The 12774-nt window shown below is 65.4% G+C and carries 14 protein-coding genes; 9 read left to right on the plus strand and 5 right to left on the minus strand.

The genetic code is table 11. The annotated features are described in order from the left end of the window. The first annotated feature begins 153 nt into the window (after nt 1–153). Complete coding sequence (locus NLR35_RS32010; protein ID WP_257170536.1) at nt 154–1758, plus strand: GMC family oxidoreductase; 1605 nt, start codon at nt 154–156, stop codon at nt 1756–1758. Here the strand turns inward: NLR35_RS32010 and NLR35_RS32015 are convergent. Beyond that, the gene (locus NLR35_RS32015) at nt 1755–2516 is read right to left on the minus strand and encodes an SDR family NAD(P)-dependent oxidoreductase (protein ID WP_257170537.1); all 762 of its coding nucleotides are present in this window, start codon (nt 2514–2516) and stop codon (nt 1755–1757) included. The two genes, NLR35_RS32010 and NLR35_RS32015, sit on opposite strands and share 4 nt — an antisense overlap. 112 nt (nt 2517–2628) lie before the next feature. On the opposite strand from NLR35_RS32015, the gene NLR35_RS32020 reads away from it, so the two are divergent. Next, complete coding sequence (locus tag NLR35_RS32020; protein WP_257170538.1) at nt 2629–3144, plus strand: CvpA family protein; 516 nt, start codon at nt 2629–2631, stop codon at nt 3142–3144. Nucleotides 3145–3280: 136 nt separating this feature from the next. Further along, the gene (locus NLR35_RS32025; RefSeq protein WP_257170539.1) at nt 3281–4063 is read left to right on the plus strand and encodes an SDR family oxidoreductase; all 783 of its coding nucleotides are present in this window, start codon (nt 3281–3283) and stop codon (nt 4061–4063) included. Nucleotides 4064–4435: 372 nt separating this feature from the next. Here the strand turns inward: NLR35_RS32025 and NLR35_RS32030 are convergent, their stop codons facing one another. Then, entirely contained in the window at nt 4436–4891 is a 456-nt protein-coding gene (locus NLR35_RS32030) for a DUF3775 domain-containing protein (RefSeq protein ID WP_257170540.1), read from the minus strand. 117 nt (nt 4892–5008) lie between these two features. Between NLR35_RS32030 and NLR35_RS32035 the strand changes: the two genes are divergently transcribed. From NLR35_RS32035 to NLR35_RS32050, 4 genes are all read left to right on the plus strand, one after another. Then, nucleotides 5009–5872 carry an MBL fold metallo-hydrolase gene (locus NLR35_RS32035; protein WP_257170541.1) on the plus strand — a complete coding sequence of 288 codons (864 nt, stop codon included), beginning with the start codon at nt 5009–5011 and terminating at the stop codon, nt 5870–5872. A gap of 78 nt (nt 5873–5950) precedes the next feature. Then, nucleotides 5951–6793, plus strand: coding sequence for a fumarylacetoacetate hydrolase family protein (locus NLR35_RS32040; protein ID WP_257170542.1), 843 nt, complete (start codon nt 5951–5953; stop codon nt 6791–6793). A gap of 149 nt (nt 6794–6942) precedes the next feature. After that, complete coding sequence (locus tag NLR35_RS32045) at nt 6943–7557, plus strand: glutathione S-transferase family protein (protein WP_257170543.1); 615 nt, start codon at nt 6943–6945, stop codon at nt 7555–7557. A 23-nt stretch (nt 7558–7580) separates the two neighbouring features. Then, the gene (locus tag NLR35_RS32050) at nt 7581–8444 is read left to right on the plus strand and encodes an MBL fold metallo-hydrolase (protein WP_257170544.1); all 864 of its coding nucleotides are present in this window, start codon (nt 7581–7583) and stop codon (nt 8442–8444) included. Nucleotides 8445–8446: 2 nt separating this feature from the next. Here the strand turns inward: NLR35_RS32050 and NLR35_RS32055 are convergent, their stop codons facing one another. Then, on the minus strand, nt 8447–8779 hold the full coding sequence (locus NLR35_RS32055) for a DHCW motif cupin fold protein (protein WP_257170545.1): 333 nt from the start codon (nt 8777–8779) through the stop codon (nt 8447–8449). A 96-nt stretch (nt 8780–8875) separates the two neighbouring features. After that, nucleotides 8876–9418, minus strand: a complete 543-nt coding sequence (locus NLR35_RS32060) for a methylated-DNA--[protein]-cysteine S-methyltransferase (protein WP_257170546.1) — start codon at nt 9416–9418, stop codon at nt 8876–8878. A gap of 192 nt (nt 9419–9610) precedes the next feature. On the opposite strand from NLR35_RS32060, the gene NLR35_RS32065 reads away from it, so the two are divergent. Both NLR35_RS32065 and NLR35_RS32070 read left to right on the plus strand, forming a co-directional pair. Beyond that, the gene (locus NLR35_RS32065) at nt 9611–10411 is read left to right on the plus strand and encodes a phytanoyl-CoA dioxygenase family protein (RefSeq protein WP_257170547.1); all 801 of its coding nucleotides are present in this window, start codon (nt 9611–9613) and stop codon (nt 10409–10411) included. 166 nt (nt 10412–10577) lie between these two features. Further along, nucleotides 10578–11882 carry an NAD(P)H-dependent oxidoreductase gene (locus NLR35_RS32070; RefSeq protein WP_257170548.1) on the plus strand — a complete coding sequence of 435 codons (1305 nt, stop codon included), beginning with the start codon at nt 10578–10580 and terminating at the stop codon, nt 11880–11882. 86 nt (nt 11883–11968) lie between these two features. On the opposite strand, the gene NLR35_RS32075 is transcribed toward NLR35_RS32070, so the two are convergent. Continuing rightward, a complete protein-coding gene (locus NLR35_RS32075; RefSeq protein ID WP_257170549.1) occupies nt 11969–12562 on the minus strand; it encodes a hypothetical protein in 594 nt (197 codons plus the stop codon). Nucleotides 12563–12774 lie beyond the last annotated feature (212 nt).

Genomic DNA, 12774 nt, shown 5'->3' on the forward strand with positions numbered 1-12774 from the left:
TTCCGGGGCGCGCGCAGCGAACCCGGAATCTCGAGATGATTGAGACGCAAGCCAAGCTCGAGATTCCGGGTTCGCCGCGCAGATGCGCGGCGCCCCGGAATGACGGCAAAACAACAACGGCACAACAACAAGTCAATCAGGGAGATATAGCGCGTGGCGGAGGAAGTCGATTTCATCGTCGTGGGTGGCGGCAGTGGCGGCGCCACGGTTGCAGGGCGGCTGTCGGAGGATCCGGGCACGTCGGTGATGCTGCTCGACGCCGGCGGGCGCAACGACAACTGGATCGTCACCACGCCCTACATGCTGTTCCTGATGGTGGCCGGCCCCGTCAACAACTGGTCGTTCACGACCGTGCCGCAGCCGGGCCTCAACGGCCGCATCGGCTATCAGCCGCGCGGTCGCGGGCTCGGCGGCTCTTCGGCGATCAATGCGATGGTCTACATCCGCGGCCACCGCGCCGACTATGATCAATGGGCCGCGCTCGGCAACACCGGCTGGTCCTATGACGACGTGCTGCCCTATTTCAAGCGCGCCGAGAACAATGCCGAGTTCAATGGCGAGTATCACGGCCAAGCCGGACCGCTGCCGGTGAACCGCCTGCGCACCAGCAACCCCGTGCACGAGATCTTCCTTCAGGCGGCACGCGAGGCGCAGTTTCCGATCCGAGAGGACTTCAACGCCGAGACCCAGGAGGGCCTCGGCCTGTATCAGGTGACCCAGAAGAATGGCGAGCGATGGAGTTCGGCGCGCGCCTATATCCAGCCGCATCTGGGTCACCGCCGCAATCTCCGCGTCGAGACCGCGGCGCACGCCTCTCTGATCCTGTTCGACGGCAAGCGCGCCGTCGGCGTGAAGTATCGCCAGGGCAAGGAGATCAAGGAGATCCGCTGCCGCCGTGAAGTGATCCTGGCCTCGGGCGCATTCCAGACGCCGCAACTGTTGATGCTCTCAGGAGTAGGCGATGCCGCGGCGCTCGCGAAGCTGGGTATTGCGAGCGTGCACCATCTGCCGGGCGTCGGCCAGAACCTGCAGGATCATCCCGACTTCATCTTCGCCTACACCTCCGACAACCCGAACTTCTCGTCGCTGTCGCCGAAGGGCATCCGCAGGCTGCTCGCGGGAATCGGTCAGTACCGGCGCGAGCGGCGGGGCGTGCTGACCTCGAACTTCGCCGAATGCGGCGGCTTCCTGAAGACCGATCCCAATCTCGAGACCCCGGACATCCAGCTGCATTTCGGCATGGCCGTCACCGACGATCACGGCCGCAAGCGCCACGGCAACGGCTTCTCCTGCCACTTCTGCCTGCTGCGGCCGAAGAGCCGCGGTACGGTGTCGCTGAAAACAGCCGATCCGCTGGCGGCGCCGCTGATCGATCCGAACTTCCTCGGCGAGGAGGACGACGTCGAGACCATGGTCGCGGGCTACAAGACCACGCAGCGGCTGATGGAGACGCCGGCGATGCGCAGCCTCGCCACGCGCGACCTGTTCACCTCCGATGTCAGGACCGACGACGATATCCGCAGCGTCCTGCGCGCCCGCGTCGATACCGTCTATCACCCCGTCGGCACCTGCAAGATGGGCACGGCCGATCCTCTCGCGGTGGTCGATCCGCAACTCCGCGTGCACGGCCTGTCCGGTCTGCGCATCGTCGATGCCTCGATCATGCCGACCCTGATCGGCGGCAACACCAATGCGCCAACGATCATGATCGGTGAGAAGGCCGCGGACGTGATCCGGGGCGAGATGCGAGCCAATTAGGTCAGCAGGAAGCCGCCATCGACGGTGACCACGCTGCCGGTCATGTAGCGCGACGCATTCGACGCCAGCAGCATGATGGCGCCGTCGAGATCGCTCTCATGGCCGACGCGCCGCTGCGGGATGCGCTTGATCAGCTTCTCGCCGGCCGGCGTCTCCCAGACGTCGTGGTTGATGTCGGTGTCGATATAACCGGGCGCCAGCGCATTGACGCGGATGTTGTTGGCGGCGAGCTCCAGCGCCAGCGCCTTGGTGGCCTGCACGACGCCCGCCTTGGAGATTGCGTAAGGCGAGATGAACTTCACCACGCTGAAGCCGAGCACCGAGGCGATGTTGATGATGTTGCCGCCCGCTTTGCGCGCGATCATCCGGCGTGCGACCTCGGTCGCTGCGAAATAGGCGCCCTTGAGATTGGCGCCGATCACGGCGTCCCAGTCGGCCTCGCTCTGCTCGACGGCGAGCTTCTCGACCGCAATGCCGGCATTGTTGATCAGCACCGTCACCGGTCCGAGCGCGGCTTCTGCGGCATCGAGTCCCCGTGCGATCGACGCATTGCTCGTCACGTCCATCTCGACCGCGACGGCGCGACCGCCCTTGGCCTTGATCTCGTCCTCCAGTGCCTTGAGCTTGCCGGTCTGCCGCGCGGCCAGCGCGACCGCGGCGCCATGGGCGGACAGCACCCGGGCGAACTGCCGGCCGAGCCCCTGGCTCGCGCCGGTGATCAGAATCACTTCCTGACTGATGTCGAACAGGCCGGACATGGCACCACCTTGCGTTTCCGTCTTTTGTTGCGGCGCATTGATACAGACGATTTGAAGCAGCGCAAACCGGATTTGTTTACCGGGCGGGTCCTACAACCGCAGCATATCAGTCATGAATCCTTTCGACCTTGCCGCTTGTATTGCCCTGATGGTCGCCGTGTACAGCGGCTTTGCCACTGGACTGCTGCGCAGTGCGATCACGATCCTGGCCTATCTGCTCGCGATGCCGCTTGCGATGGGCGCGGTCGCGGCCATGAGCCCGCAGCTTCAGGATGCGCACGGGGCGCCGCTGGCGCAGAACTGGCTGCAATTCTTCGCGGCCTTCGTGGTCATCGGCGTCGCCCTGGGCAAGATCGGGCGCATCATGCTGGACGAGGCGATCGGTTCCGAAGCCGGCTTCGGCGACCGCCTGGCCGGCGCCCTGCTCGGCGCGATCAGGGTCGGCATGGTCGCGATCACGCTGGTCCTGGTGTTCGACCGGATCGTTCCGCCGGAGCGTCAGCCGCGTTTCCTCGACGGCTCGCGGCTGCGGCCGATCCTCTCGCTCGCAGGCGCCAAGGGCTTCCGCTCGCTGCCGCCGGAGGTCGCGGGCCTGATCGACAGGTTGAAGCAGGAACGGCGCATCTGATCGCGAGCCATGAAATCTGGAGCCATGAAATCTGGAGCCATGCAAATTGGCACGGGACGGCTGCCCTTATCAGCGGCGGCCGGCTTGGCTAGAATGCGCGCATCATCCAGCCACTGACATATCGGAGTGATCAATCGTGGATCTCGGGATCAAGGGCCGCCGCGCCATCGTCTGCGCCTCCAGCAAGGGATTGGGCCGTGCCTGCGCCATCGCGCTCGCCAATGAGGGCGTGCATGTGACGATTACCGCCCGCGGCGCCGAGGCGCTGGCCAAGACCGCGGCCGAGATCCGCGCCGCGAATCCCGGCATCACCGTCACCGAGGTCGCCGGCGACATCACCACGCCGGAGGGCCGCGCCGCCGTGCTCAAGGCCTGCCCGGATCCGGACATCCTGATCAACAATGCCGGCGGCCCGCCGCCCGGCGATTTCCGCAACTGGACCCGCGACGACTGGATCAAGGCGATCGATGCCAACATGCTGACCCCGATCGAGCTGATCAAGGCGACCGTCGACGGCATGATGGCGCGCAAGTTCGGCCGCATCGTCAACATCACCTCGGCCGCCGTGAAGGCGCCGATCGACATTCTCGGCCTCTCCAACGGTGCCCGCGCCGGCCTCACCGGATTCGTCGCCGGCCTGTCGCGCAAGACCGTGATCAACAACGTGACGATCAACGCGCTGCTGCCGGGCCCGTTCGAGACGGATCGCCTGCGCTCGACGGCCAAGGGCGAGGCCGAGAAGCGCGGCGTCACACCGGAGCAGATTTTGGCCGACCGTGCCAAGACCAACCCCGCCGGGCGTTTCGGTGATCCCGAGGAGTTCGGCCTCGCCTGCGCCTTCCTGTGCGCCGCCAAGGCCGGCTACATCACGGGACAGAACATCCTGCTCGACGGCGGCGCGTTCCCGGGCACGCTGTAAGCCCGAAAGCAACGGCGAGAGAGCCTACCGTGATGAGGCTGTAACATCGCGCCGCACGCTCAGCGCACCTCGCCCCGCCAGGCGAGGCGAAGCTTCGCTAAGGCGGGGAGAGGTCGGATCGCATCGCCAGATGCGATCCGAGTGAGGGGGTACAGCTCTCTCGCTGAACACTCCAGGCGCGTATGCCCACTGACATTTCGTTTGCCCTACTAGCACTTCCCGTGCGGCTGCCCCTCACCCCAGCCCTCTCCCCGTGAAGAACGGGGAGAGGGAGCGCACCGCCGATGCGGCTATAGTTCGACTCCAGTCGGCAAATACAGACTTGCTATCATCGTCAGGGCGGCGCTAGCCAATGCGTCACTGCGCGACAACCTACTGCTTCGTGATCTCGTCCTCGTCGCGCTGGCTCGGACTGGACGAGTCCGCGGTCGTCCGCCCTTCCGTCCAGTCGATGCCGAACGCATCCAGGCCCTCCGCCAGCAGGTCGCCGAGCATCGGCTCGCCCAGCAGATAGCGTGCGGTGTGGCGGTCGCGCTGGCCGGCGGCTTCGCGGCGCAGATCGTCCCATTCGTCGATGTCGCCATCGCCGCGGCCAAGCCGCATCAGCGCGACCAGATCGGTCTGCTCGTCCTCGCTCATCGCATTGATGAAGCCGGTGATCTCGCGCACGACCGGATCGTCGCCGGTATCCTCCAGCACGTCGATCATATCGTCATCGGCCGCATTCGAGCCGGAATCCTCGTCGGTCACCTGCTCCTTGACGTCGAATTCGCGCGCCTTCTCGATCAGGAAGGCGACCTTCTCGGGCGATATGGCCAGCTCGGGCATGACACTGTTCTCCATGGACTGGCCACGACAACGCCTGTTCCCGAAACTCGATCCATTGCACTGGCGCGCGTGACGCGGCATCGTCCCCGGCACCAAGAACAAAACGGGGAAGCGCTGATGCAATGGACGGTCGGCCGGGTCAGGATCACCAAATTCACCGAGCTGGAGACGGTCGGCGGCACCCGCTTCATCCTGCCGCAGGCGACGCCGGAGGCGATCCGCGCCCTGCCCTGGCTCACCCCCGATTTCGCCACCGCCGAAGGCAGGCTGAAGATGTCGATCCACAGCCTCGTGCTGGAGACGCCGACCAAGCGCATCGTCGTCGACACCGGTCTCGGCAACGACAAGCAGGGACGCAGCGTGCCTGTCTGGAACGATCGCTCCACGCCATTCCTGGAGGCGATGAGCGCGGCGGGCCTTCCGCCTGAGAGCATCGACATGGTGATCTGCACGCATCTTCATGTCGATCATGTCGGCTGGAATACGCGGCTCGTTGATGGCCGCTGGGAGCCCACGTTTGCCAACGCGTGCTACATCTTCGGCCGCACCGAATATGAGCACTGGCGCGACCACAGCGAGGCCGCCGACGAGACCGCGACCTTCGCCGATTCCGTGCAGCCGATCGTGGCCGCGGGGCGCGCCGACCTCGTCGCCGGCGATGCCGTGATCACCGACGAGATCACGCTGATCCCGACGCCCGGCCACAGCCCGGGGCATGTCGGCCTGCACATCCGCTCCGATGGTGCGGAGGCACTGCTCTCCGGCGACGTCGCGCATCATCCCTGCCAGATGGCGCATCTGGACTGGAGCTCGACCGTCGACTCCGATGCCGCGCAGGCAGCCGCCACCCGACAGACGCTGTTCTCGCGTTTCGCCGACACCGGCACGCTGGTCATCGGCGGCCATTTTGACGCCGGCCACATTCACCGCGACGGCGCAGCCTTCCGCTTCCAGGCAGTGCCGGGCAGCGGCAGCGCATAGCCCGCGAGGTTGAATTTCGCCCCGCCATGCTCCATGACAGGGCTCTGGAATACCAAGGAACTGAGGGAGAGAAACCAAATGAAGCTCGTTCGCTACGGCGACAAAGGCACGGAAAAGCCCGGCCTGATCGATGCCTCCGGCCAGCTGCGCGACCTGTCGGCTCATGTGAAGGACCTCGATGGCGCAGCCTATGCGCCGGAGTCCTTGAAGAAACTCGCCGCGCTCGACCCGGCCTCCCTGCCCGCCGTCGCCGGCAAGCCGCGTCTCGGTGCCCCCGTCACCGGCATCTCGAAGTTCGTGGCCATCGGCCTCAACTACTCCGATCATGCCAAGGAGACCGGCAATCCGATTCCGGCCGAGCCGATCTTCTTCCTCAAGGCCAACACCGCGTTGTGCGGCCCCTATGACCAGGTCGAGAAGCCACGCGGCTCGACCAAGCTCGACTGGGAGGTCGAGATCGCCGCCATCATCGGCACCCGCGCCAAGTATGTGTCCGAGGCCGACGCGCTGAACCACGTCGCCGGCTACACGATCTGCAACGACGTCTCCGAGCGCAACTTCCAGATCGAGCGCCTGGGCCAGTGGACCAAGGGCAAGTCGCACGACACGTTCGGCCCCGTGGGTCCGTGGCTCGTCACCAAGGACGAGATCCCGGACGTGCAGAACCTGTCGATGTGGCTCGACGTCAACGGCCAGCGCCGCCAGACCGGTACGACAGCGACGATGATCTTCACGATGGCCAAGTGCATCTCCTACGTCTCGCAGTTCATGACCCTGCTGCCGGGCGACATCGTCACCACGGGCACGCCTCCCGGCGTCGGCATGGGCATGAAGCCGCCGACCTTCCTCAACGTCGGCGACGTCGTCACGCTCGGCATCGAGCGCCTCGGCGAGCAGCGCCAAGAGATCATCGAGGCGTAGTCGTCAGAGACGTGAGTTGGCCCCACTTTCAACGCCGTCATGCCCGGGCTTGACCCGGGCATCCACGTCTTGCAGCCCCTTACGTGAGAGATGGATGGCCGGGTCAAGCCCGGCCATGACATCGGAGAGAGTATTCCAGGAGCACCACGATGAAACTCACCTTCTCGCCCGCCTCGCCGTTCGCCCGCAAGGTGCGCATCGCCGCCATCGAGCTCGGCCTGATCGACAGGATCGAGTTCACGCCCGCCGCTGTCATGCCCGGCCAGGCGAATGACGAGTACATGAAGATCACGCCGCTGAAGAAGCTGCCGGTGCTGATCCTCGACAATGGCGACGTCATCCTGGATTCCTACGTCATCGTCGAATATCTCGACGAGCTCGCCGGCGGCAACAGACTGATCCCCGCCTCGGGCCCGTCGCGCTGGAAGGTCAAGAGCGAGCATTCGATGCTGCAGGGCATGCTCGATTCGATGCTGCTGTGTCGCTACGAGGCGATGGTGCGCCCGGAGGGCACGCGCTGGCAGGCCTGGTCCGACGACCACTGGAACAGAGCCTGGATGGGCATGGCGCGCTTCAATGCGCAAAGCGACCTGATGACGCGCCCGTTCGACATCGTGTCGATCGGACTCGTCTGCGTGCTCGGCTATTCTGACTTCCGCTTCGCCGATTGCGGCTGGCGCAAGGCCTATCCCGCGCTCGACGCGTTCCATCAGAAGATGCTGGAGCGTGAGTCCGTGAAGATCTCGGTGCCGCCGGCGGCGTGATCTCCTGAAATGAAAGTGCAACGATGCTGAATTTCTCGGTTGCCGACACGACCATCCATCGCATCATCGAGCAGGAGACCACCTTCCTGCCGGCGCGCGAGGTGTTTCCGGATCTGACACCGGAGATGTTGGCAGCCGAGCGTGGCATGCTGCAAGCAGCCCATGCGCTGGACGCACAGGACACCCTGATCCTGTGCTTCCAGTCCTACGTGGTGAAGACGCCTCACCACACCATCCTGATCGACAGCTGCATCGGCAACGACAAGCCGCGCGCGCGGCCGGTCTGGAACATGAAGAGCGACGACACCTACATGCGGGCGCTCGCCGCGGCCGGCATCGGGGTCGACGACATCGATATCGTGATGTGCACGCATCTGCACACTGATCACGTCGGCTGGAACACGCGGCTCGACAATGGCCTGTGGGTGCCGACCTTTCCCAAAGCGCGTTACGTGTTTGCGCAAACCGAATACGACTATTGGGTCGCGCAGAACGCCAAGGCCGAGGTGCCGGCCTTTGCCGACAGCGTGCTGCCGGTGGTCGAGGCCCAGCGCGCCGACATCGTCAGCGACGCATTTGCGATCGGCGATCATGTCCGGCTGCTGCCGACACCCGGGCACACGCCCGGCCATGTCGCTGTCGCCATTGGCAAAGGCAAGGATGACGCTGTCTTTGCCGGCGATCTGATCCACTCGCCGTTGCAGCTCGCTTATCCCGAGCTGTCACCGAAATTCGACGTCGACGCCAAGCAGGCCGCCGTGACGCGGCGCGCCTTTCTCGATCGCTATTGCGACACCCCGACATTGTGCTGCACGGCGCATTTCCCGTCGCCCTCGGTCGGCCGCATCACGCGCAAGGGCAACGGCTTCGCCTGCGAGGCCATCTAGCCTCAATCGACGATGAACAGTTTTGCGCCGGTCGCGGTGAACGACCGGTGCGCGGCGTCGCCGAGATCGGAGACCTGGTAGCTCATGCCCGCCGAGAGCGTGAACTTGCGGCCGTCCTTGAGCTCGCTCTCGAGCTCACCTTCCAGCACCAGCAGGATGTGGCCGCGGTCGCACCAATGATCCGCGAGATAGCCGGGCGTATACTCGACCTGCCGTACGCGAATGTCGCCGATCATCAGCGTCCGCCAATACGCCTTGCCCTGCTCGCCCGGATGCTCGGTGACCGGCACGGCGGACCAATCGGTGACGGTGAAGGGGAGCGTCGGAATCTTCATGGCGGACTCGCTTTGAGATGGGTCGGCCGGTCCCGGCCTCGCCATCGCATAGATCGCAACGAGGCCGAGATCAAACCCGCGCGCCCAGCTTAGCCTTTAATCGAACAGGCTCGGCGTGTAGTTCACCGCCGCGCCCTCGATCGCCAGCATCTTCAGCTTGGTGTCGACGCCGCCGTTGGCGGAAAAGCCGCCCGGCTTGTTGCCGGCCGCGAGCACGCGATGACAGGGCACCACGATCGGGCACGGGTTGCGTCCGAGCGCCTGGCCGACCTCACGCGACAGTTCCACGCCGCCGAGCTGCTTGGCGATGTCGCCATAGGTCAGCGTCTGCCCCGGCGGGATCCGGCGCGCGATGTCGTAGACGCCGCGCTGGAACGCGCTGACGCCGTCGAGATCGAGATCGACATCGCTGAGATCGTCCGGCTCGCCGGCCAGCAGCGCCTTGATACGTTCGATGACGCGCTGCACATGCTGCGACGGCTCAGCGTCGACGATCCCGGGATAGCGCTGCTGCATTCGCGTCCGGATCTGCGCCACGCCGCCCATCGGCAGCTGCACCGCGTTGATGCCGCGCGGTCCCCAGGCGACCGCGCAGGTGCCGATCTCGGTTTCGAACAATGTATAGCTGTGGTCTGACATGGCGGGCTCCATCGTCGCTCTGCCCCGTATCATCTGACGATCAAATTAGGCTTGGAGAATGTTGCGATCCACCCGGATTCTGCCAATGTCGACAGGCGCGCATTCGCGGCCCCAGACGTCGACGAGCGCGGGGACCAGCCGGCGCAAAGACCGGATGTCTCGCCGAGGAAGCCGAAGCAAAGGGAGAACGCCATGAAGCTGACGCCGGAGCAGGTCGCATTCTTCAATCGCGAGGGCTGGCTGTTCCTGCCCGAGCTGTTCAGCCCGAAGGAGACCGCCTTCCTTGCCCGCGAGGCGGAAGCGATCTATGCGGCCGACAGGCCCGAGGTCTGGCGCGAGAAGAGCGGCGCGCCGCGGACGGCATTTGCGGCGCATCTCTACAACGACGCCTTTCGCGTGCTATCAGCGCATCCGCGCATGATCGAGCCGATCGAGCAGATCTTCGGCGAGAAGCTCTACATGCACCAGTTCAAGATCAACGCCAAATCGGCCTTCACCGGCGACGTCTGGCAATGGCACCAGGATTACGGCACCTGGAAGCGCGACGACGGCATGCCCGAGCCGCGCGCGATGAACATCGCGATCTTCCTCGACGAGGTGATGCCGATCAACGGCCCGCTGATGCTGGTGCCGCGCAGCCAGCACGAAGGCGATCTCGAGGCGTCACACGATCTCGCGACGACATCCTATCCGCTGTGGACGCTCGACGAGGCGACGGTGACGCGACTGGTGGCCGAAGGCGGCATCGTCGCGCCGACCGGCAAGCCCGGCGGCATGCTGATGTTCCACGGCAATCTCGTGCACGGCTCGGCGGGCAACATCACGCCCTATCCGCGCAAGATCGTGTACCTGACGCTGAACGCGGTCTCGAACGCCATCCGCACGCCGACGCGCCCGGAGTACATCGCGCACCGCGACTTCACACCGATCGAAACCCTGCCGGACGATGCGCTGCTGCAACTCGCCCGCGCGCATCGCGAGGCGGCGGAGTAAGGCACGGACTCCACCGTGTAACAGGTCGTCATGCCCGGGCTTGACCCGGGGCATCCATCCACAGAACGACTCTCCCGATGAGAGATGGATGGCCGGGTCAAGCCCGGCCATGACGACAGGGTGGAGAGTTGCACACCACGCGATAGCCTTTGAACCGGATAACAGTATGAACCTCCACGCCCTCCTCCAAGCCCGCGCTGCCGCCGGCAAACCTGTGCGTGCCGCGCTGATCGGCGCCGGCAAGTTCGGCTCGATGTTCCTGTCGCAGGTGCCGCACGTCGCGGGGCTCGAAGTGCCCGTCATCGTCGATCTCGATCCCGAGCGCGCCCGCGATGCCTGCCGCACGGTCGGCTGGAGCGCCGAGTTGATCGAACGCACGGCGTTCAGCAGCGACGGCGCGAAAGCGCTCACCGACACCATCGATGTCGTCGTCGAGGCCACCGGCAGCCCGGCCGCGGGCATTCGCCATGCGCGTGCCGCGATCAAGGCCGGCAAGCACATCGTGATGGTCAATGTCGAGGCCGACGTGCTGGCGGGGCCGCTGCTGGCTGACGAAGCACGCAAGGCCGGCGTGGTCTATTCGCTCGCCTATGGCGATCAGCCGGCGCTCACGGCCGAGCTCGTCGACTGGGCGCGCGCGACGGGATTCCACGTCGTGGCCGCGGGCAAGGGCACGAAGTATCTGCCGGCCTATCACGACGTCACGCCTGATGGCGTCTGGCAGCACTACGGGCTCACGGCCGGCGAGGCGCAGTCCGCCGGCATGAATCCGCAGATGTTCAACTCCTTCCTCGACGGCACGAAGTCGGCGATCGAGATGGCGGCCATCGCCAATGCGACTGGGCTCGATGTTCCGAGCGACGGCCTGCTGTTTCCTCCCTGCGGCGTCGACGACCTGCCGCATGTGCTGCGGCCGCACGACCGCGGCGGCGTGCTGGAGCGATCAGGGATGGTCGAGGTGGTGTCGTCGCTCGAGCGCGACGGACGGCCGGTGTTTCGCGACCTGCGCTGGGGCGTCTATGTCGTGCTGGAGGCGCCGAACGACTACGCGGCCGACTGCTTCCGCCAATACGGACTCAAGACCGACTCCAGCGGCCGCTTTGCGGCGATGTACAAGCCGTACCACTTGATCGGGCTCGAGCTGAACGTCTCGGTGCTGTCGGCGGCGCTGCGCAACGAGCCGACCGGCCAACCGCTCGGCTTCCGCGGCGATGTCGTCGCCGTCGCCAAGAAGGATCTGCGGGCGGGCGAGATGCTCGATGGCGAGGGCGGATACACCGTCTGGGGCAAGGTGCTGCCCGCTGCAACGAGCCTGCACGTCGGCGCATTGCCGATCGGCCTGGCGCATCGCGTGAAGCTCACCCATGCCGTTGCCCGTGGCGCCGTCGTGCGCTGGAGCGATGTCGCGTTCGACGCCGCTGACGAAACCGTCCGGGTCCGCAAGGCAATGGAGCAGACGTTCGCGCACTGAGCTCTGCGGGCTGCGTCTGCGCACCGCGCAACAAAAAAGCCCCGACCAATGGTCGGGGCTCTCAAAACGCGGTCCGGCTGAACGTCCTAGTTGTCATCCTCGCCGAAGGCCGCGGCGAGCTTGTCGTAATATTTGACGACGAGATCGATGTTGCCCTTGTTCTCGACCTCCGGCGGCTTGGCCTTCAGCGCCGCGTTGAGGTCGTTGAGCACCTGCTTCTTGTCATCCGGCTTCATCTTGGTGTCGGCCTGGACCTGGTCGATCTGCTGCTTGATGACCGCTTCGGGTCCGACATACTTCTTCGTCTTCGGATCGATGCCGCCCATCACCAGGCTGATATTGTCGACCACGACGTTGAAATCGTCATAGCTGGCAAAGCCGTATTTCTTGGCGATGCCGTCGAGCTGCGTCACCACCTTCTGGTCCGGCGGTGCGTTCTCCGGCAGCTTGTCGGTAACGGCGTCCATGTCCTTCTGCGACGCCAGCACGTTCTCGATCTGCTTGTCCGTGATCGCGATCTGCTTGAGCTGCGGCGGCTGGCTGATGGTCGGCCCGGGCGGCTGCGCCGGCGAATCCTTGGCCGCCTGCGCAAGGGCCGGGAGCGTTGCAAGGGCCGTCATCGCGGCGCCTGAGCCCGCAAGGGCCAGCGCGACGAAGGTGGTCCGGACGAACATGCGCATGAGGAATCTCCTGTGGGACAATGGCGTGCGACGACAGACAGCGCAGCATTGCGTACGTTCTAGGGAATGAACCGCGCCTGAATCGGTTCCGAGGAGGCGATCACACGGTTGTGCAGCGGCGCTCGCGCGGGCGACGCAGCCGTCGTGAAGCGATGTCGTGACGCAGACATCGTGCCGAAGCTCGCGCCACGAACGACAACGCCGCGCTGAGG

The organism is Bradyrhizobium sp. SRS-191 (genome assembly GCF_024586915.1).
Classification (GTDB): domain Bacteria; phylum Pseudomonadota; class Alphaproteobacteria; order Rhizobiales; family Xanthobacteraceae; genus Bradyrhizobium.

Bases quoted from the DNA above. Each gene is read 5' to 3' on its own strand.
- NLR35_RS32015 (WP_257170537.1), bottom strand. From the start codon at position 2,516: ATGTCCGGCCTGTTCGACATCAGTCAGGAAGTGATTCTGATCACCGGC.
- NLR35_RS32020 (WP_257170538.1), top strand. From the start codon at position 2,629: ATGAATCCTTTCGACCTTGCCGCTTGTATTGCCCTGATGGTCGCCGTG.
- NLR35_RS32030 (WP_257170540.1), bottom strand. From the start codon at position 4,891: ATGCCCGAGCTGGCCATATCGCCCGAGAAGGTCGCCTTCCTGATCGAG.
- NLR35_RS32035 (WP_257170541.1), top strand. From the start codon at position 5,009: ATGCAATGGACGGTCGGCCGGGTCAGGATCACCAAATTCACCGAGCTG.
- NLR35_RS32040 (WP_257170542.1), top strand. From the start codon at position 5,951: ATGAAGCTCGTTCGCTACGGCGACAAAGGCACGGAAAAGCCCGGCCTG.
- NLR35_RS32045 (WP_257170543.1), top strand. From the start codon at position 6,943: ATGAAACTCACCTTCTCGCCCGCCTCGCCGTTCGCCCGCAAGGTGCGC.
- NLR35_RS32050 (WP_257170544.1), top strand. From the start codon at position 7,581: ATGCTGAATTTCTCGGTTGCCGACACGACCATCCATCGCATCATCGAG.
- NLR35_RS32055 (WP_257170545.1), bottom strand. From the start codon at position 8,779: ATGAAGATTCCGACGCTCCCCTTCACCGTCACCGATTGGTCCGCCGTG.
- NLR35_RS32060 (WP_257170546.1), bottom strand. From the start codon at position 9,418: ATGTCAGACCACAGCTATACATTGTTCGAAACCGAGATCGGCACCTGC.
- NLR35_RS32065 (WP_257170547.1), top strand. From the start codon at position 9,611: ATGAAGCTGACGCCGGAGCAGGTCGCATTCTTCAATCGCGAGGGCTGG.
- NLR35_RS32070 (WP_257170548.1), top strand. From the start codon at position 10,578: ATGAACCTCCACGCCCTCCTCCAAGCCCGCGCTGCCGCCGGCAAACCT.
- NLR35_RS32075 (WP_257170549.1), bottom strand. From the start codon at position 12,562: ATGCGCATGTTCGTCCGGACCACCTTCGTCGCGCTGGCCCTTGCGGGC.